This is a genomic window from Veillonella parvula, from assembly GCF_018366295.1.
Classification (GTDB): domain Bacteria; phylum Bacillota; class Negativicutes; order Veillonellales; family Veillonellaceae; genus Veillonella; species Veillonella parvula_P.
This window is the reverse complement of record NZ_JAGZIJ010000001.1, coordinates 62,114-82,068: the sequence shown is the minus strand read 5'-3', so window position 1 is coordinate 82,068 and position 19,955 is coordinate 62,114. Positions and strand designations below refer to the sequence as shown.

Annotated in this window: 18 protein-coding genes; 1 reads left to right on the top strand and 17 read right to left on the bottom strand. The window is 36.0% G+C overall.

Going from position 1 to position 19,955, the window contains the following annotated elements; translation table 11 throughout:
• From ftsX to KHY58_RS00320, 14 genes are all read right to left on the bottom strand, one after another.
• A complete protein-coding gene (gene ftsX / locus KHY58_RS00385) occupies window positions 1–888 on the bottom strand; it encodes a permease-like cell division protein FtsX (RefSeq protein ID WP_012864279.1) in 888 nt (295 codons plus the stop codon).
• Window positions 878–1,564: a cell division ATP-binding protein FtsE gene (gene ftsE, locus KHY58_RS00380; RefSeq protein WP_004693165.1), complete on the bottom strand. Its 687-nt coding sequence runs from the start codon at window positions 1,562–1,564 to the stop codon at window positions 878–880. Before ftsE ends, ftsX begins: the two co-directional genes overlap by 11 nt.
• Before the next feature lie 14 nt (window positions 1,565–1,578).
• Complete coding sequence (locus KHY58_RS00375; RefSeq protein WP_278471466.1) at window positions 1,579–2,511, bottom strand: transketolase family protein; 933 nt, start codon at window positions 2,509–2,511, stop codon at window positions 1,579–1,581.
• The gene (locus KHY58_RS00370) at window positions 2,511–3,347 is read right to left on the bottom strand and encodes a transketolase (RefSeq protein WP_012864276.1); all 837 of its coding nucleotides are present in this window, start codon (window positions 3,345–3,347) and stop codon (window positions 2,511–2,513) included. Before KHY58_RS00370 ends, KHY58_RS00375 begins: the two co-directional genes overlap by 1 nt.
• Window positions 3,348–3,380: 33 nt before the next feature.
• Window positions 3,381–4,481, bottom strand: coding sequence for a polysaccharide pyruvyl transferase CsaB (csaB, locus tag KHY58_RS00365; RefSeq protein WP_004693157.1), 1,101 nt, complete (start codon window positions 4,479–4,481; stop codon window positions 3,381–3,383).
• Window positions 4,474–6,516, bottom strand: coding sequence for a DUF5693 family protein (locus KHY58_RS00360; RefSeq protein ID WP_278471463.1), 2,043 nt, complete (start codon window positions 6,514–6,516; stop codon window positions 4,474–4,476). The genes csaB and KHY58_RS00360 overlap by 8 nt, the downstream gene beginning before the upstream one ends.
• A gap of 12 nt (window positions 6,517–6,528) precedes the next feature.
• Window positions 6,529–7,224, bottom strand: a complete 696-nt coding sequence (locus KHY58_RS00355; RefSeq protein ID WP_012864273.1) for an LmeA family phospholipid-binding protein — start codon at window positions 7,222–7,224, stop codon at window positions 6,529–6,531.
• 8 nt (window positions 7,225–7,232) lie between these two features.
• Window positions 7,233–8,340, bottom strand: a protein-coding gene (prfB, locus tag KHY58_RS00350) for a peptide chain release factor 2 (RefSeq protein ID WP_278471462.1) whose coding sequence is annotated in 2 segments (ribosomal slippage) — window positions 7,233–8,282 and window positions 8,284–8,340 — 1,107 coding nt in all. Because the reading frame shifts where the segments join, the coding sequence is not laid out codon by codon here.
• A 120-nt stretch (window positions 8,341–8,460) separates the two neighbouring features.
• Window positions 8,461–10,896, bottom strand: coding sequence for a preprotein translocase subunit SecA (gene secA / locus KHY58_RS00345; protein WP_278471460.1), 2,436 nt, complete (start codon window positions 10,894–10,896; stop codon window positions 8,461–8,463).
• A 218-nt stretch (window positions 10,897–11,114) separates the two neighbouring features.
• Window positions 11,115–11,642 carry a ribosome hibernation-promoting factor, HPF/YfiA family gene (gene hpf / locus KHY58_RS00340; protein ID WP_101928219.1) on the bottom strand — a complete coding sequence of 176 codons (528 nt, stop codon included), beginning with the start codon at window positions 11,640–11,642 and terminating at the stop codon, window positions 11,115–11,117.
• Window positions 11,643–11,884: 242 nt separating this feature from the next.
• Window positions 11,885–12,082 (bottom strand): cold shock domain-containing protein, encoded by a 198-nt coding sequence (locus tag KHY58_RS00335; protein ID WP_004693056.1) that lies wholly within the window; start codon window positions 12,080–12,082, stop codon window positions 11,885–11,887.
• Window positions 12,083–12,588: 506 nt separating this feature from the next.
• Window positions 12,589–13,314 carry an amino acid ABC transporter ATP-binding protein gene (locus KHY58_RS00330; protein ID WP_012864269.1) on the bottom strand — a complete coding sequence of 242 codons (726 nt, stop codon included), beginning with the start codon at window positions 13,312–13,314 and terminating at the stop codon, window positions 12,589–12,591.
• A complete protein-coding gene (locus KHY58_RS00325; protein ID WP_012864268.1) occupies window positions 13,311–13,967 on the bottom strand; it encodes an amino acid ABC transporter permease in 657 nt (218 codons plus the stop codon). Before KHY58_RS00325 ends, KHY58_RS00330 begins: the two co-directional genes overlap by 4 nt.
• An 11-nt stretch (window positions 13,968–13,978) precedes the next feature.
• Complete coding sequence (locus KHY58_RS00320) at window positions 13,979–14,785, bottom strand: basic amino acid ABC transporter substrate-binding protein (protein ID WP_012864267.1); 807 nt, start codon at window positions 14,783–14,785, stop codon at window positions 13,979–13,981.
• A gap of 902 nt (window positions 14,786–15,687) precedes the next feature.
• Between KHY58_RS00320 and KHY58_RS00315 the strand changes: the two genes are divergently transcribed.
• Window positions 15,688–16,290 carry an HD-GYP domain-containing protein gene (locus tag KHY58_RS00315; RefSeq protein WP_004693025.1) on the top strand — a complete coding sequence of 201 codons (603 nt, stop codon included), beginning with the start codon at window positions 15,688–15,690 and terminating at the stop codon, window positions 16,288–16,290.
• A gap of 41 nt (window positions 16,291–16,331) precedes the next feature.
• Here KHY58_RS00315 and KHY58_RS00310 read toward each other — a convergent pair whose 3' ends face one another.
• The 3 genes from KHY58_RS00310 to KHY58_RS00300 are packed head-to-tail and all read right to left on the bottom strand — an operon-like array spanning window position 16,332 to window position 19,944.
• Entirely contained in the window at window positions 16,332–17,027 is a 696-nt protein-coding gene (locus KHY58_RS00310) for a ComF family protein (protein WP_278471457.1), read from the bottom strand.
• The gene (locus KHY58_RS00305) at window positions 17,027–19,180 is read right to left on the bottom strand and encodes an SF1B family DNA helicase RecD2 (RefSeq protein WP_012864265.1); all 2,154 of its coding nucleotides are present in this window, start codon (window positions 19,178–19,180) and stop codon (window positions 17,027–17,029) included. Before KHY58_RS00305 ends, KHY58_RS00310 begins: the two co-directional genes overlap by 1 nt.
• Complete coding sequence (locus KHY58_RS00300; RefSeq protein ID WP_012864264.1) at window positions 19,180–19,944, bottom strand: shikimate kinase; 765 nt, start codon at window positions 19,942–19,944, stop codon at window positions 19,180–19,182. Before KHY58_RS00300 ends, KHY58_RS00305 begins: the two co-directional genes overlap by 1 nt.
• Window positions 19,945–19,955 lie beyond the last annotated feature (11 nt).

The window sequence follows — 19,955 nt, the reverse complement described above, 5'->3', positions numbered from 1 at the left end:
TTACACCTTCATGTATTGTTTTAAAGAAATAGTACTACCAATAGCACCTACTACTATGCCGCCACCTAAGATATAAAGGGCTACATCATAGAAGAATGGGAACATTGGTACTAAAGGGAAGAATGCTAATGATTCAGAAACTTCCAGTGTGATGAAGTGATAAAATTCACCAACGCAAAGAACGGCAATGATAGCACCAATTAAGCCTAACAACATGCCTTCAATCAAAAATGGCCAACGAATAAATCCATTAGTAGCACCTACATATTTCATGATTGCAATTTCTTTACGACGTGCGAATACAGTCAACCGAATTGTATTTGAAATGATGAATAGTGTTGCAGCTGCTAGGAAAGCAATCAATACAATCCCACCAATACGAATTACTTGCGTAATGCGGAAAAGCTCTTCTACAATATCTTGACCATAATGTGTACTTTCTACGCCTTGGAATGTCGTAGCTAATTTTGCAGTTGCTTTTACATCGCTAGGATTATCAAAGGTCAACACATACGAGTTAGGCAACGGATTTACATCACCTAAAGCATTCACCAATTGTTGTTGATCACCAAGGCGTTCTTTGAACTCCTTCATAGCTTGCTCTTTATTAACAAATTCTAAATGCTTTAAGTTAGGTATAGCCTTAATTTGCTTTCCTACTGCCATAATTTGATCAGTTGTTAAACCATCCTTTAAGTAAATACTTAACTGTACTTGATTTTCTAGACTGGATGCCATGTTATTCAAATTAATGACACCACAAAGGAATACACCGAGCATAAATAAGGATAAAGCCACTGTAGAAATGGACGCCAATGTCATAAGTCCATTACGTTTCATAGACTTCAGTGCTTCTTTAAAATAGTATTTTATCGTTCTAGGCTTCATTAATTTCTGCACCTCTCATATTATCACTTTGAACACGGCCGTCTTTTAAACGAATAACGCGTTTATTCAAGTATGAAACAAGATCCATATTATGGGTAACCATAATAACGGTAGTGCCGAAATTGTTAATATGCTTAAACAATTCAACAATATCCTTACTAGTATCAGGATCAAGGTTACCAGTAGGTTCATCAGCAATTAATACTGTTGGGCGATTAACAATTGCACGCGCAATAGCAACACGTTGTTGTTCCCCGCCAGAAAGATCCTCTGGTAAGTCATTAGCCTTCTCAGATAAACCAACAAGGTCTAATACATGACTCACCTTTTCTTTAATGATTTTTGGTTTTTCTTCAATAACTTCAAGAGCAAAAGCAATATTCTCTGCTACCGTTTTATTAGGCAATAATCGGAAGTCTTGGAATACAACGCCAAGCTTTCTCCGCAATTTAGGAATTTTACTGCGCTTCATACGCGTAACATCAAAGTCATCAACAATGACAGTACCAGCATCTGGCACTACCTCATGCGTTAATAACTTAAATAATGTTGATTTCCCTGCACCACTGTGACCACAAACGAGAACAAATTCACCATCGTTAATGGTTAAACACACATCGTCTAATGCAACAGAACCATTATCATAGACTTTACTAACATTCTTAAATTCAATCATGGGATCCCCTTTGATTATTTACGAGAGATTACACGTTTTACGGCTGCTACAATATCATTGGCAGTTAAGCCATACTTTGCCATTAGTTCTTTTGGTGTTCCACTCTCCCCAAATGTATCTTGGACACCAACGAATTCCATAGGTACAGGCTTATTAGATACTACTACTTCAGATACAGCAGAACCGAGGCCACCAATAATATTATGTTCTTCAGCTGTAACGATAGCACCAGTTTCCGCAGCGGCTTTTATAATTGCTTCAGCATCAATAGGTTTAATAGATGCCATATTAATAACACGTGCAGATATATTAGATTCAGATAAAGTTTTAGATGCCTCTACAGTAGGTCCAACTAATGCACCACAAGCAATAATTGTAGCATCAGAACCATCTACCAAAATAGTAGATTTACCTGGCACAAATGAGTAGCCTTCTGTTGTTACATCATCTACACCAGCACGCCCCAAACGAACGTATACTGGGCCGTTATAAGATGCAGCCCATTCGATAACAGCCTCTGTTTCACGCTCATCAGCAGGTACCACTACAGTCATATTTGGCAATGTACGCATACAGGAAATATCCTCTAAACTTTGGTGCGTTGCACCATCCTCACCAACAGTAATGCCCGCATGTGTAGCACATACTTTCACGTTTAATTTAGGATAGCATACAGCATTGCGAATTTGTTCAAATGCACGTCCTGTAGCAAACATGGAGAAAGATGATACAAATGGTATCTTACCTGCCGCTGCAAGTCCAGCACCAACAGAAATCAAGTTTTGCTCTGCAATACCTACGTTAAAGAAACGTTCTGGGCACACAGCTTTAAATGTGTCTGTTTTGGTAGATTTGGATAAATCCGCATCTAGTACGATAATATTAGTATTCTCTTTACCAATGCGAGCTAGCGCATTACCATATGCTTCACGTGTTGCTTTACCCATTATTGCACCCCCATAATTTCATTAACAAAGGCTACACCTTGCTCTTCACTTGGTGCTTTACCATGCCAGCCTGCTTGACCTTCCATCTCTTCAACGCCTTTACCCTTTACAGTATGCATGATAATACATGTTGGGCCTTCTGTAAAAGCTTTCGCAGTTTCAATAGCATTATGAAGCTCATCAAGGTCATGACCATTAACTTCAATAACATTCCAATTGAAAGCTTTGAACTTTTCTGGAATTGGTAATGGAGAAAGAACTTTAGTAATATCACCATCAATTTGAAGACCGTTAAAATCGACAAAAGCTGTCAAATTATTCAGTTTATAAAAACCAGCAAACATTGCAGCTTCCCACACTTGACCTTCTTCAAGCTCACCATCACCAAGAATAGAGTATACACGGTAATCTGCATTATCAATTTTGCCTGCCAATGCCATACCACAAGCTGCAGAAATGCCTTGTCCTAAAGAACCTGTAGACATATCTACACCTGGTGTGTGTTTCATATCAGGATGGCCTTGTAACATATGATTAATTTTACGTAAGTTCAAGAGTTCTTCTTTAGGGAAATAACCTTTTTCAGCCAATGTAGCGTATAGTGCAGGCGCTGCATGACCTTTAGAAAGGACAAAACGATCTCTATTAGGAGCTTTTGGATTTGCTGGATCTACATTCATCTCAACATAGTACAACAAGGCCATCACATCGGCGATGGATAATGAACCACCTGGGTGACCGGATTTCGCTGCCGTTACAGACTGTACAATACCAACGCGAATAGCTTTTGCCTTCTCTTGAACTAATTGTTTAACATCTTGTGTTAATGTAGCCATAGAGACCTCACTTTCTGGATAAAATCCAATATATTAATAATCTTTAAGTAATGAAATAGCAATTTCTGCATTGCGTTGGGAATCTACACGCAATGATTCAATGCGATCATAAGATGCTTGATACTCCTCACGAGAATTCAACAATTTATGACACCATTGATATAAGGCTTCTTCACGCAAATGAGTCATTGTGCCAATAGGCTCTTGACCAATCATATGTAAAAAGCTTGTAATTTTAGGATCATAGGAAATACCAATAACTGGTTTTCCCATTAAAGAACTAAAAACTAAAGCGTGAAGACGTATACCAATCATGAGGTCCACATTTCCAGATAATGACACTTGTTGCTCTGTAGAGAACGGACCTTCTAGCACAATAGCGCCATTCGGCATATAGCTGGCAATGATCTTAGCCTCTTTTGTATCCTCAGGATGTGACATAGGAATAAAGATAATTTCCACATTATCTTGTTCTTGTAATCTGCTCAATACATTAGCTAAGGATTCTCTATACTCTGTATCCTCTTTCCAACTACGAACCGCCACACCAATTCGTTTACGTTGTTCATCTGCTTCAGATATTTTAGATATATACCCTTTCAGAATATGAGAGCCAATTGAAAGATCTGCTGGTTGCATGGCCAATACCGCATCTGCAGTAACTTCTACATCTTCAATTCCCAAAGAAACTAGTTCATCCTTTGAAATAGAATCTCTAACTGTAATAGTATCTACAAAACGCAATACAAATCCAACGGCACGACGTGTTGATGAACGATTTAAAGGACCAATACCTTGGGAGTATAGCATTACTTTTTTCCCAAGCAACTTTGCTAGCGCCATAATACTTAAGTAATAGTAAGTATTGCGAATACTAGTAGCATCTTGTAATAAACTACCACCACCACTAATAACAAGATCCGAATGAGCAATTGCTTTTAAGATACCCAATGCAGAGAATGTACCTACAGCATTAATATTATGCTTTTTACTAGTCTCTTTAGGATTACCAGAAATTACAGTAATATGTGCGTCAGCCTCTTCTTTACGAATAGCATCGATAATAGCACAAAGCATGGCCTCATCACCAGCATTACCAAAGCCATAATAACCAGAGATAACAATATTACTCATGGTCAACCTCCCTAGCTTGGAACCATTGTGTTACGTACATCATAAACCGTACTGCGATGATAAGAAGCACTCCAAAAAGGGCGCCAATTAACAAACCATCATAACCACGCATGATGGACATGAACACTGGCGTTCTAAGATGACAGAAGGTTTCAACCATTGAAGCAATGCCAATAACACCAGCTAGAGTTAATAAGAAATGAATTACTGTAGGCCACTTACGCATGAACGCAAAGGTAGCTAGCATTAAAGCAGGATGACCAATAATGAACTCTTTTTCACGCGGTCTCGCATACATTGCATTTTCAAGAAAACGACGTAGCATAAGTTCAAAGCCTGGTACAGGAACACCTGCAGTGTGTCCACTACGGCCAACAAATACCCATACTGCGCCACCAAGTGCTGCTATTATAAAGAATACATATAATTTAACATCCATAGTTAAGAATTCCACTACAAATGTTTTCGCTTCTTCTTTGGAATTAATCATGCGGCCGTTCCACAATGGGAATCGTTGAAGGTACGCAATAATAACTAAAATAATTGGCAGAACAAAGGTCAACTTAACACCTCTAAAGAGAGCAAACTCCATAAAGAATTTCGTATTGCCCAATAAAGATGCGATATACATACCGCCAATAGCAGCAAATAATGCAGCAATTACAAGGTATAATAAGGCAAGAATAGTAGACTTAATGGCACCTAATGGACGTGCACCATCATAACGGCGCCACTCTTCCATCAAGCGTATCATAGCACCTACAGGAGCCATAATAGCACTAGATAGAGCCCATATTTGAGTAATTAAGGTACCACTTGTAAGAATAAATACAACAATGGATGCCAAAGAAATGCCAAAAAAGGCCACAAGTTGCGTATGCTTAGACATTGGTAACATCATTTGTAGAACATATACAAAAAGTGCGATAGCCCCGATCATTGTAATAACTACTAATAATGGATTTGGTGTATAAGCAGGATAAATATCCGCTGGACCAAATTCATAACCTTTTACAGCCAATTTCTCTGTAGCTATATTAATATAGTTGATTGTAGTCTGTAAAACAGTTTCATTATTTATACCTGTTTCATACATCGGAAACAAGTTAAAACGAATATTTCGTTCTATATCACTAATGTAAAAGCGTTGTGCCGCTTCTTCAGGGGTAATTTTCTTTAACTCCTCTTTAGCGATAGTATACACACGACCTACACTATAATTATTTTTGGCCGCCATTTCCAAGAAACCTTGTTGTGGCTCATACTGCAACTGATTTACAGCTTCGATACCAACTAGTGGAATATGGTTTTTATTTAGTAATGCTAATGTTTCATCCGTTAAATTAGGTGCACCTAGAGCTTCTTTACCAGCAAAAATCATCCCTGTTACATGAGGAATGCCTTCAAGTCGTTTAAATACATATTGAATATCTTCAGATGTTACGTTTCTATAGTTTGTTGGACGAACGATAACATTGAAACCACGATCTGCAACCTCTTGTGCTTGCAACTTTGAAATACCAAGATTCATCTTTGCATAGCTATCTGCTGTTGCACCATACAATTCAAGAACAGGACCAATACTTGTATTAAGCTCTTTCACCTTGTCCTTGCCAATACGGTGGTATAAATCCTCTCGAATTTCTTTATAATAACCTTCTTTACCTGAAATTAATGCCACATAAGTCGCCCCAGGTTTAATCGCAGCGCCATTAACACGAACAGAGTCCATCTCTTCAGAGCTTAATACTTTAACTTGGCCCGCATCTTTTGCTTTTTCTAACGTGCGATCATAAATAGCAAAAGCAGTCACACCAGCATTACGTAATGCATCAAAAGCTTCTTGTTGACTACGCTTTTCAAAGGCGCTGGCTCGTAAAACTGCATCATAGTCTACAATATTTTCAATATGATTTTGAGATTTCTCAATCTGATGGCGTTCAAATACTAAGTATAAGGAAGATAAAAGACCTATAATAATACAAAGTATAAGAATCCATGAGTACTTACTTTTTTGTGTGTTCCGATGATTCACGACAAATCCTTTCTAGTTGAGTACAGGTTTAACTTTAATGAGAATTTCACCATTATCAACAGTCAAACTTTCCGCTTTTACAGGAATTGGAAAATTGTTGAAGTCATAAATTTGAGTACTTTCTAACACATTAGATGTCATACCAGGAATTGTAGCACCATTTATGGTGAACTTTTTAGGTGAAAACAATAATGTATTGCCCTTTAATTCTAAATTCCCATCTAATTTAACATCTCCTTTAAACACCATGCCTACATTCATTTTACCGGTTAGGCTGATATTATCTTTACTAATGTCAACTTGTACGTCTTGAATATCACTACCTGCTTCATTACTTAAGAAAGTCGCTAAATCAGCTTTATTAATAGTCCCATCAATACTAGCAGTCCCAACACTAACGATATCAATTTGTTGACTAGCTAATAAAGAAATTGGATTAACAAGAATTTGTTTAGCATCATATCGGAAGCTAGCAAAATTCAATTTACCCAGTTTAATATTCTCCAAAGTGCCATAAACACGATCTACCTCACCATATAAAATTTTGAAAGCAGGTTGAGCCTCAACATTTACTGTTTGAGCCGTTGGTTTCAATGTTTCATTTAATTGACTTTCAATACGAGAGCCAATAAAAGATGGTAATAAAAATTGGGATGCCACTACAAGAGCAATAATTAGCACTAATAGGAATAGTAAAAACTTTTTCATAGTATCTCCTAAATTGTTAAGTTAGCCTCTTTTTTTAAGAAACCTTCGATAAATGGGTCTAAGTTGCCATCCATAACAGCTTGAACATTACCAGTTTCTACACTAGTACGATGATCCTTAACAAGATTATATGGATGGAATACATAGGAACGAATTTGACTTCCCCACTCAATTGCTTGGTAGGTACCTCCAATCTGTTCTTTAAGTTCAGCTTGCTTTTCGAGCTCTAACTCAAATAGTTTCGCCCGTAACAAACGTAAAGCTTGTTCTCTATTCTGCATTTGAGAACGTTGTGTTTGGCATTGTACTACAATACCTGTCGGCTTATGTGTCATGCGAACAGCAGAATCGGTTTTATTAATATGCTGACCACCAGCGCCGCTAGCACGGTACGTATCAACTTGAACATCTTTCATATCGATATTAATTTCCACAGTATCATCGATTTCAGGCATTACATCGACAGCAGCAAATGATGTGTGACGTCGAGCCGCAGCATCAAATGGTGAAATACGAACGAGACGATGTACACCTTTCTCAGACTTCAAGTAACCAAAGGCATTTTCACCTTTAACTAGGAATGTAGAAGATTTTATCCCAGCTTCATCACCAGGTTGTTCATCCATTAACTCGATGGAGAAGCCAGATTTTTCAGCCCAGCGCAAGTACATGCGAATTAACATAGAACACCAATCTTGTGCCTCCGTCCCACCAGCACCAGCATGAAATGTTAAAATAGCATTATTTGCATCATATTCACCACTTAACAATAAAAGAACTTCTTGCTTCTCCAAGGTTTCTTCTATTTGCTTAACATATTCTTTGATTTCACTCTCCATAGAGCGATCATCTTCATCTATAGCCATTTCAAGCATCACATTAGCATCTTCAATATCACTAACAAGTTGCTTATAGCTTTCTACAGCATTTTTTAGTTGTGTGGCCTCTTGAGAAATCTCACGAGCTTTATCTGGATTATCCCAAAATGTAGGATCACTCATCTGTACATCAAGTGTAAATATTCGGTCTTCCTTCTGAGCGATGTTAAAGTGAATCCCTCATCCCATAAATACGTTCTTCTAGATTAGAAATAATCGGTTTTAAATCTTCTAACAATTTATGTTCACCACCTTTAGTTAATTAGTCTATTACATCAATAAACTATTACCTTAACAAAATAGAAAAATGGCCGTTGCCCAGTGGAAATCCCTTTGAGCAACGTGCCATTCACAAATCTTAATCTATGTTTTGTGGCTCCAACACATCTTCATGATGGGATTGTGCACCTTCTAAGTGATCAACTGGTTCTTCGATTTCTTGAATCAATTGTGCACGAATTTTGTATAATGCCATGATTGTCTCATCTTGAATAGCTGCAATCATGTTTTGGAACATATCAAAAGCTTCAAACTTATATTCTACCAACGGATTCTTTTGACCATATGCACGAAGGCCAATACCTTCTCGTAACATATCCATATTATCCAAATGTTCCATCCATTTATTATCAACAACGCGCAACATAATCGCCTTTTCAAGTTGACTAAACATAGCCTCTCCAAGCATATCAACGCGATCTTGATACTCTTCATGAGCAATTTCTAATAAGCGTTCTAATAAGTCTTGACGACTATATTCTTCCATATCTTGAGAATACATAATCTCTTCTGTTAAGAAATATTGACTTAAATGTTTATAGAGACCTTCATAATCCCATTCTTCTGGATAGAGCTTTTCATCAGCATAAGCATCTACAGATTCGGTAACAAGCTTGTCAATCATTTCATTAATTGTTTCACGCAAGGATTCGTTACGTAAAATACGGCGTCGTTGTTCGTATAATACTTCACGTTGTTGATTCATAACATCATCATACTCAAGTACATATTTACGAATATTATAGTTATGATCCTCTACTTTCTTTTGAGCACGTTCAATAGATTTAGTAATCAAAGAATGCTCGATAGGTTCATCCTCTTCCATACCAAGTTTATCCATGATACCTGTAATATTGTCAGCACCAAAGATACGCATTAAGTCATCTTCTAATGATAAGAAGAATTGAGAAGAACCAGGATCCCCTTGACGACCAGCACGTCCGCGTAATTGATTATCAATACGTCGGCTTTCATGGCGTTCTGTCCCCAAAATGGCTAACCCACCTAGTTCTGGCACACCTTCTCCAAGAGTAATATCAGTACCACGGCCAGCCATATTAGTAGCGATTGTTACCATTCCCATTTGGCCAGCAGCTGCAACGATTTCTGCTTCTTGTTCATGATGTTTAGCATTCAATACTTTATGAGGTACACCTGCACGTAACAACATATCTGAAAGTTCTTCAGACTGTGTAATAGATGTAGTACCAATCAAAATAGGTTGCCCTATTTGGTGGCGTTCTACTGCATTTCGTACTACGGCACGATATTTAGCAGCTTTAGTTTTGAAAATTTGATCTGGCAAATCCATCCGGATTAAAGGCTTATTCGGTGGAATTGGTATAACCTCTAATCCATAAATATCGATAAATTCTTTTTCTTCTGTTTTAGCAGTACCTGTCATACCTGATAATTTATCATACATACGGAAATAGTTCTGGAATGTGACAGATGCTAAAGTTTGGCTTTCGCGTTCAACTTTCAAACCTTCTTTAGCCTCAATAGCCTGATGCAAACCATCAGAGTAACGGCGTCCAAACATCAAACGGCCCGTAAACTCATCGACGATAACAACTTCACCATCTTTAACCACATAATCAGTATCACGATGCATCATAGCATAAGCACGCAAAGAAGCACCAAGCAAATGATTCAACTCGATATTTTCTGCATCATATAGGTTTTCAACGCCAAGCATTTTTTCAACCTTTGCGATGCCAGAATCTGTAGGGGCAATAGTTTTTTGTTTTTCATCGATAACATAGTCTTCATCTTTTATAAGGTGAGGAACAATTTTAGCCAATTTATAATAATTATCAGTGGAACGTTGACCAGGGCCTGAGATAATTAATGGTGTTCTTGCTTCATCAATAAGAATGGAGTCTACTTCATCCACAATGGCATAATTCAATGGTCGTTGTACCATTTGAACAACATCGGTTACCATGTTATCCCGTAAATAGTCAAAACCAAACTCATTATTTGTACCATATGTAATATCACACGCATAGGCTTCTTTACGTTGATTAAAGTCAAGATTAGCCACAATAAGACCCGTGGAAAGTCCTAAGAAATTATATAAACGTCCCATTTGCTCGCTATCACGAGTCGCCAAATAATCATTTACTGTTACAACGTGTACACCCTTACCGGTCAATGCATTCAAATATACGGGCAATGTAGCTACTAATGTTTTACCTTCACCAGTACGCATCTCCGCGATATTACCATTATGCAGGCAAATGCCCCCCATTAACTGTACATCGAAATGACGCATGCCTAAAACGCGTTTAGATGCTTCACGAACTACAGCGAATGCTTCTGGCAATAGGTCGTCTAACGTTTCCCCTTTTTGTAAACGACGTTTAAACTCATCAGTTTTTGCCACTAAGTTAGCATCACTTAATTTAATATAATTAGGTTCAATTTCATTAATATGATCTGCAATAGCACGCATTTTTTTAATTTCTTTTGCGTTATTATTGCCTAATAGCCTTTGTAAAAAGCTTAACAAACAAATCACTCCTCTACGGGACATCTTACATTATTTTATCTAACTTATTATAACGAAAAAGCCTTGAATAGTCAAAGAATTCAAGGCATTTCAAGATTATTTATAGTATTATTTTTGCAAAAAAGGTGGATGACTATTTTAAGTCATCCACCTTAATATAATAATCGGCTGATTTAAAGTAGAAAGGAGTTAGGATTAAGTTCAGCCGACATTATATATTATTGAAGTTCTGGCTCGATCAAACCATAGAAACCATCATGTCTACGATAAACAACGTTCATCGCTTCAGTTTCAGCATTAAAGAACATAAAGAAATCGTGACCAATAAGATTCATTTGTAAAATCGCTTCCTCAACATCCATAGGGCGCACAACAAAGTGTTTGCGTTTTACAACTTCAATAGTTTCTTCTTCCACAGGAGCTGCCAAAGCTTCAGGATGGAAAGCTTCTTGTTTTTTGAAACGTTTAGCCAAACGAGTTTTATATTTATGGATTTGGCGAACAATTTTATCCACTACTAAATCAATAGCTGCGTACATATCATCGTTAGTTTCCACACCACGAAGAACGATTTTATCAACAAAACATGTAAGTTCAATTGTAGATTTATCTTTTACAACGGATAAAACCGCTTGTGCATTTAACTCATCATCGAAGTAACGAGTCAATTTACTCAATCTTTTTTCGATATATGCTCTTAAGGCATCTGTCACTTCAATGTTTTTTCCTCTAATTGCTACTTTCATAAGTCAACACCCTTTCTAAAAATCATCCACGAGATGCGAGTGTGTGGTATTATATAACCTTATCTCTCGTGTTATATTTAGTATTTCTACATCTAACTGTAAAACTCCTTCTTTTTTATCTAAAAATTTTATATTTTTTGTAGAATTATGTATAAAATGTATATAGAAAATCAAAAAACCCCGATAGTATATACTATCGGGGTCCAATTATATATTGTTTTTATAATTTTTTTGGTATGTAGTTACGCTTTAACAACGTTAGCGGCTTGAGGTCCACGGTTTCCATCAACAATCTCAAATTCTACATTTTGACCTTCAGTCAAAGATTTGAAACCTTCGTCTTGGATTGCAGAGTAGTGTACAAATACATCGCTACCGTCTTCACGTTCAATAAAACCATAACCTTTTTCTGCGCTGAACCATTTTACTTTACCTAACATGGTAACATCCTCCTAAAAATATATATATTGTCTTACTGTCTTGCTCTATATGTGTATCATAACACAGCATGTATAAAATATCAAACAACAATATTTACATTTTTAATGAATATACAAACACTAGAAATAAGAATATCATTTGCTGTAAATCTCAAAAATCCCTATATCTATACATGTCATAAATAATTATATAAGCTCTATAAATTAATTGTATATTTTTATAATCATAAAAATATGTGAATTAAAAATTATTGTTTTTAAAAATGACTGTATAAATTATTGTTATATCACAAATATTTATAGCAATAATCGTGTTTTTCAGATTAATCTACCCTGTAAATCTTTATACAAACTCTTTATAATTAATAAATTCACTCTAAAGGTTATCAAATATATTAATAGATATTAAGCTATACATATATAATATAAATAGATAGGTTAAATTTAATGTAAAAAAACAGGAAGCAATTTCTAATTCTAGAATTTGCTTCCTATAATTATATTATTTAATCTAACAAAATTTTATCTAAGAATGATTTTGTTCTTTCATTGGTAGGTGCATCAAATACGCGTTCAGGTGTATTATCTTCTAAAATCAAGCCACCATCAACAAATAACACTCTATCCGCTACCTTTTTCGCAAAGCCCATTTCATGAGTAACGATGACCATCGTCATACCTTCCTCAGCTAAAGACTTCATAACATCTAGCACTTCACTAACCATTTCAGGATCAAGAGCTGAAGTAGGTTCATCAAAAAGCATTACTTTTGGTTTCATAGCTAAAGCGCGAGCAATAGCAACACGCTGCTTTTGACCGCCTGACAAAGAATCAGGGTATGCGTTGGCTTTATCCGCCAAACCTACTCGATCAAGTAAAGCTTGACCTATCTTCTTAGCCTCTTCCATAGATGTTTTACGAACCTTAGTTTGTGCTAAGGTAAGGTTTTCCATAACCGTCATATGTGGGAACAAATTAAAGTTTTGGAAAACCATTCCTACTTCAGCACGAACGTCATTTAACTTTTTCTTATCAGAAAGATCCATGCCATCTACGATAACCTTACCAGATGTAGGTTCCTCCAAGTAGTTCATAGTGCGCAGTACCGTACTTTTACCAGAACCAGAAGGACCGATGATTACAACAACTTGACCTTGTTCAATATGTAAATTAATACCTTTTAGTACTTCATTTTTACCAAAAGATTTATGTACATTTTCTAATTTAATCATTTAATGCTATATTTCCTTTCAAGATATCCAACTAATTGTGAGATAGTCACTGTCATAATAAGGTAAATCACAGCAACCGTACCCCAGATTTCAAAGGATGCATAGGTTTTAGCAATGATTAATTGACCACGACGTGTCAACTCCTCGAAACCGATAACAGAAACTAAAGAGGAATCTTTCAACATGGCAATAAATTCGTTCCCTAACGGAGGAATAATTGCTTTAAAAGCTTGAGGCATAATGATGTAACGCATGGTTTGTCCCCAAGTTAAACCAAGAGAACGACCGGCCTCCATTTGACCTTTATCAATAGATTGAATACCAGCACGGAAAATTTCAGATACATAAGCACCAGAGTTAATACTACATGCGGTAACAGCCGCAATATATGGATCAATCCGTTGACCTGTAATCATAGGCAAGGCAAAATAAATTAGGAAAATTTGCACCAGTAATGGTGTACCACGAATGATATCTACATAACATTTTGCAAGCAATCTAACTAATTTAAATTTAGATAAATTTGCTAAAGATACTAAAAGACCGATAAAAAAGCCACAACCTACAGACATGGCTGTAATTTCTACAGTCACTAGAGCACCTTGTAGCAAGAGCGGTAAATTATCCGCAATTAACCCCCAATTAAAACTCATAATCTCTCCTATTATTTAAATTCTAAAACTACTGGCATATCAGCAGGTGCATCTACATTAAACCATTTTTTATATAATGTATTAAATTCACCATCAGCCTTCATATCAGCAATTGCTTTATTGATTTCTTCTTGCAATGCTTTGTTATCCTTATTAATTGCTAAGCCCAAGTATTCTTTAGTATTTGGATATGCCATAAATTTAATATGTTGGTCAGGATGCTTAGTACTGTAATATTGAGCTACAGGTAAATCGATTACAGTTGCATCTACTCCACCATTTTGTAATTCTAACAAAGCTTCATTACTATGGTCAAATTCTTTTACAGTAGTACCTTCAATTTTATGAGCTAAATCTGCACCAGTAGTACCTAATTGGGCTGCAATTTTTTTACCCTTTAAGTCATCAAGAGAATTCACAGCCGTTCCATCTTTATATACTACTGCTAAGGCATTTTCATAATAAGGAGAAGAAAATAATACTTTTTCACTTCTCGCTTTTGTAATAGTCATACCAGATGCAGCAACATCAATATCATGTGTGTTCAAAGCTGGAATCAAAGCATCAAAAGCTACATTTTTTAGCTCTACATCTTTATTAATACGCTTACCGATCGCACGAATCAATTCAATATCAAAACCTGTATAATCTTGAGTTTTTTCATCTTTAAACTCAAATGGAACAAATGTAGCATTAGTGCCAACGATAAGTTTATTAGATGTAGGTTGATTAGAGGAACCACATCCACCAACTAAAGAAGCAGCCATCACTAACATACAACCGCCAAGAATTATTTTTTTTACTTTGCTATTTAACATATTATCAACCTCATTATTTTAACTTACTACTACTTTATAATAGTATATAGATTAAGTATAATTATGTCAATAATTTTGTATATAATTTTAGATATAATCGCAAAATCACTATATTTATATTTTAAGTTTATGCATTATTTGTATAAATATTACGGCTATGTATAAAAACTTTCCCATAGTTAGTGGTTTTCTATAGATTTTATAATATACAACTGTATAAAAAAAGCACATGAGAAAAGCCTCATGTGCCCCTATACGGCTGACCTGGTCTTTGCCCCCACACTCGCCTGCTGGAAGGTTCGCTCATAAGTCCAAGACTCCCCACTACTACCTCTCTCGATTTTATCGGCAGGACTTACACCTAAGCCGCACCATGCTCACAACCCTTTGGGCTGCTTATGTGGATCGTTTTGCCTGCGACTAGCCTCGACTTTCAACCACAGACCCGTATAGACGTATTATAAAGAATAACAGTATTCATGTCTAGTTTTACTATTATTTTAAAAAATTTTGATTATATAGTTAAGTAGCCAAACATATTTTTTTACCAAACATACTATCGCATAATTCTTAGAACAATGAGAATAAATTTTGCAACCCCTATTTGTTGATGTATAGAAAATTGGAATAGAAAACCTAAAATATTCTTCATAATATTTTAATATTTCTAAAATCACATTTTTTAAGTACCATATCTAGTGGATTCTTAAATTGTCAATTAGTTTTTGTATGCCAAATATGAATACAACATATTTGTAAGAACATACGTATCATACACAAAAAATTATTTATGGTGTATAATTTGTATACTGTTAAATTAGAACGGCCTAAAGTTGTACGATATGAACATAAGTACGAGGGGTTGTACCATATGTTCAGTTTGTTAGTTAGAGGGGTTTATTATGTTTATGTTATCATTGATGCAACCATCAGGTTTGTATGAACTGGAGAAAGACAGTTTAGAAGCCATAAGCGCACAACTTTTACAGATGATACAAATGAAAAGCTATCATCTCTATACACATTCTATCCAGGTTTCAAACTATGCTGTTAGCATCGCAGCTAAAATGGGTTTACCATTAAATGAAATTGAACAGATTCGTCACGCAGCTCTACTTCATGACGTGGGTCTATTAATGGTACCTAATGCATTAATCCAAAAATCTCCATATCTTAATAAGCAAGAAATGTCTAAGTATAAACAACATGCTGCAAGTGGTGCCAATATGATTGAAAACTATCCTTGCTGCCAACAAATTTTACCTTATATTCGTTACCATCATGAAAAATGGGATGGCTCTGGTTATCCCAAACATTTACGTGGTGCCAATATTCCGTTAGGAGCTCGAATTATTGCTGTAGCAGATTACTATGATACAACAGTTAATCCTTCTACTGAATTTTGGGCTAAAACAAAAGCTAAAGCAAAAGAAGAACTCTTTAGTGCATCTGGCTCACTCTTTGATCCTGATGTAGTTAAAGCATTTATTGATGTGCTTGGCTAATATGAAATCAAATATTATATTCCTACATTTAGTAATAAAGATTAGAAACTACCACTAGCCAGCGTAAGGGCATCAATGCGTAGCGCTTTATGCTTTTGTAAGACTTTTGCTACAGCTTCAATTGTGGCACCTGTAGTATATATATCATCAACAATTAATATATTCTTATTGGTAAAATCAATATCCTTGTAATCGGCGCGTATAACAAAAGCATCATCAATATTTTGATGTCTTTCTTTATTTGTTAATCCCCACATATCTCGAGAAGTATCAAACTTGTATATACAATCTAACCATTTAAAGTTTTTTCTATCTATCTCCCATAAAGAATGAGCCCATTCAAGAAAGAATAAATCTACTTGATTATATCCTCTCTTAGCTTTTTTCTTTTCGCTAGATGGTACAGGAACAATATAATCATACATAATTTTACAATTACTATTCACAATATTAGACTCATTATATTTCATGTAAAAGTTGTACGATACTAAAAAAGGAGCGGCCCCTTTGGACTGCTCCTTTTTTTCATTAAATTTTACATCGTAAATCATAGACTTTAGACCACCACGATATTCGGCCAACACACATACATCATCTACATAGTGTAAAAATTTATGTGGTATATGACGAATATGTAATAAATCTGTAAAACAAGCTTTACACCAATCCCCTTGTGTTGCCACAGGTGCACCACAGTGAGGGCATACAGGTGGAAATAGGAAATCCCAAAGACTCATTACGAATCACATCTCCCTTGTAGTCGTTCTTTAAACAATGTGTAACGTTCATCGGCATTAACAGTACGCACAGCACGTTCAACTGCGCTCGTAGTACCAACGATGATTACTTTACGCTTTGCCCGTGTAACAGCAGTATACAACAAATTACGTTGTAACATGCCACCATAACGTGGAACAAATGGAATAATAACTACACCATACTCACTACCTTGACTCTTATGAACTGTAATAGCATAAGCAGGCATAATCATATGTGCTTCATCGATAGGTAGACGAACCTCTTTATGGATAAATCGAATACAAATATCGGTCCGCGTAATAGCATAGATAACGCCAATTTCGCCATTAAACACTTCTAACTCATAATCATTGAGAATTTGAATAACCTTATCCCCAACGCGATACGTAATGCCATTGACACGAACTTCTCCCTTATAGCTGTCTGGAGGGTTTACGGCTTGTTGTACATATTGTGATATCAATGTACTACCTGCTTCACCACGGCGCATAGGAGAAATAATTTGAATATCTAATTCATCCTCTATCGTCTCTTGTTCACGTTTATATACATCAATGATGGCTTTCATCATCATATCATAAGATTTAACAGGAATAAAAGAAAACTCTTCACTCACACCTTCCAGGTTAGGCATTTCACCACGGTTAATTGCGTAAGCACTTTCAACGATAGTATTACCAGAGCTTTGACGATAAATCTGATTAAGTCGTGTATAGGGCACACAATCACTATCTAATAAATCTTTTAATACGAACCCAGCACCTATAGGTGGTAATTGATCTACGTCACCCACAATAATGACATGGGCTTCCTTTGGAATAGCAGCCATCAAAGAATAGAATAAACGCACATTAAGCATAGATGCTTCATCGATGATAATGACATCTATATCTAGAGGATCATCTTCATTCTTTGTAAAGTCATAGGAGTCACTACCTTGAACAGGTACCAATAGACGATGAATTGTAGTAGCTTCAAACTCAGTGGCCTCGGTCAGACGCTTTGCAGCACGTCCCGTAGGAGCACAAAGTATAATGCGCCCCAATCCACCGAGTTGGAAACCTTTTACTAGCGCCTTGATGATAGTTGTTTTACCTGTACCAGGACCACCAGTTATAAGAGAAAACTTTTCAAAAAATGAGAGCTGTATAGCTTCTTTTTGAGCATCACCAAAAGTAATGTAGTTGTCTCGTTCAAACTTTTCAATAAAACTAGAAATATCTAATGCTATTGGATCAGCTTGTAATAGAAACTCACGAGTATAGTGGACCCCTTCCACTTCAGAAACATACATCTCTGGCGGATAGATATATAAGATGTCTTCATAATACGTACTATACAGTGCACCTTGTTCCAGCAAACTTTCAATAAAGTTCGCAATATCATCTACATCAGTTTGTAATAAATCGTCAAGTCGACCGATAAGTTGGTCTACTGGTAAACATGTATGACCTTGATTATCTAAACTACGTAGAATCCATTCTAAACCAGCCTCTAAACGGCGTGTATCACTACCATTAATACCAAGATGCTCTGCTAGTGTATCGGCCGTACCAAAGAGCATATCCGGTGCTACACGTAATAATGTATAAGGATTATCCTCTATAACTGCAACTGACTGCACACCATAATAGGTATATACAATGCGACTCCATTTCGATGAAATGTGATGACTTTCAAAAAAATGATTTAAATCGGATAAAATACCTTCACCAAGTAAGGTATTAAATAATTCATCCTTAACACTCTTTCGGAGACCTGGAACATCCTTAATCTCTTCTGGACGTTCTTCCCGTAAAATTTCTAAAATACGAATACCGAAATACTCTAGTACCTTCTCTACGGATTTTTCACCAAAACCTTTTATTCCTAGATTCAACAAATAAGTCTTGGCAGCACCCATATTATCAGGTTTTAACTTTTCAACACTGCTCGCATCAAATTGGCGGCCGTACTTTTCATGTTCTACATAGCGGCCCCGTACTTCGATGTCTTCCCCTTCTTTAGGAGACTCAAATTTGCCAGTACAAGTAATGTATTCCTCATTATAATCTTTTAGGATAAACACGCAATATGTACGTTGTGTATTCTCATATATAGTTCGGTATACAAATCCTCGTATGGCGTCCATTATTTCTCCGTATTCGGCAAGGCTTCAATAATTTCTTGCACTGCATCGGTAATACTGCCTTCGTTACCAATTTTAATATGTGCTACTTTTTCATATAAAGGATATCGTTCTTCATATACATTAAAAATATATTCGATACTTTCTTTTACAAGCGGACGAATCTCTAGATCCAAATCATCTAAAATATGATTTACATCGCGGTTAACAAATACAACAAGACCATTATTGCGCATCAATTTAACAGTTTTGTTATAGGTAACCGTACCGCCACCTGTAGCAATGACAGATGGTTTATTATGAATTAATTCTTTAATTGTAGCATATTCATATTCACTGAAAGCATCTTTACCATCGTAAATATAGATATTTTGAACAGATTTACCCACTTTGTCTTGAATCGTTTGGTCTAAGTCAAAAAAATCTCGCCCCAACTCTTTAGCTAGAACCTTACCAACAGTAGTCTTACCTGCGCCAGGCATACCAATGAGAAAAATATGCTTATGCATGTGTTCTTTTAAGAACTCATTACTCATAGAAACGACGGTTTTTATATAATTTTCAACATAAGGTGCTAAAACTTTATCTTTACAATTTTGAGTATGTAAAGCAATGATACTTTCGTCCCGTTCTTCATCAATAAGTGGTAAATGATGTTCATCCTTATATTTACCAATTTCTTTAATCAATGTGAGTCGCTTTTCAAACTCCGTAACTAATACAGAATCAATACTATCTATCTGTTTTCGAGCTTCTTTAATATCCATGAGAATCCCCT

Coding starts and splice junctions, on each gene's coding strand:
- ftsX (WP_012864279.1), bottom strand. CDS start 888: ATGAAGCCTAGAACGATAAAATACTATTTTAAAGAAGCACTGAAGTCT.
- ftsE (WP_004693165.1), bottom strand. CDS start 1,564: ATGATTGAATTTAAGAATGTTAGTAAAGTCTATGATAATGGTTCTGTT.
- KHY58_RS00375 (WP_278471466.1), bottom strand. CDS start 2,511: ATGGGTAAAGCAACACGTGAAGCATATGGTAATGCGCTAGCTCGCATT.
- KHY58_RS00370 (WP_012864276.1), bottom strand. CDS start 3,347: ATGGCTACATTAACACAAGATGTTAAACAATTAGTTCAAGAGAAGGCA.
- csaB (WP_004693157.1), bottom strand. CDS start 4,481: ATGAGTAATATTGTTATCTCTGGTTATTATGGCTTTGGTAATGCTGGT.
- KHY58_RS00355 (WP_012864273.1), bottom strand. CDS start 7,224: ATGAAAAAGTTTTTACTATTCCTATTAGTGCTAATTATTGCTCTTGTA.
- hpf (WP_101928219.1), bottom strand. CDS start 11,642: ATGAAAGTAGCAATTAGAGGAAAAAACATTGAAGTGACAGATGCCTTA.
- KHY58_RS00335 (WP_004693056.1), bottom strand. CDS start 12,082: ATGTTAGGTAAAGTAAAATGGTTCAGCGCAGAAAAAGGTTATGGTTTT.
- KHY58_RS00330 (WP_012864269.1), bottom strand. CDS start 13,314: ATGATTAAATTAGAAAATGTACATAAATCTTTTGGTAAAAATGAAGTA.
- KHY58_RS00325 (WP_012864268.1), bottom strand. CDS start 13,967: ATGAGTTTTAATTGGGGGTTAATTGCGGATAATTTACCGCTCTTGCTA.
- KHY58_RS00320 (WP_012864267.1), bottom strand. CDS start 14,785: ATGTTAAATAGCAAAGTAAAAAAAATAATTCTTGGCGGTTGTATGTTA.
- KHY58_RS00315 (WP_004693025.1), top strand. CDS start 15,688: ATGTTTATGTTATCATTGATGCAACCATCAGGTTTGTATGAACTGGAG.
- KHY58_RS00310 (WP_278471457.1), bottom strand. CDS start 17,027: ATGAGTCTTTGGGATTTCCTATTTCCACCTGTATGCCCTCACTGTGGT.
- KHY58_RS00305 (WP_012864265.1), bottom strand. CDS start 19,180: ATGGACGCCATACGAGGATTTGTATACCGAACTATATATGAGAATACA.
- KHY58_RS00300 (WP_012864264.1), bottom strand. CDS start 19,944: ATGGATATTAAAGAAGCTCGAAAACAGATAGATAGTATTGATTCTGTA.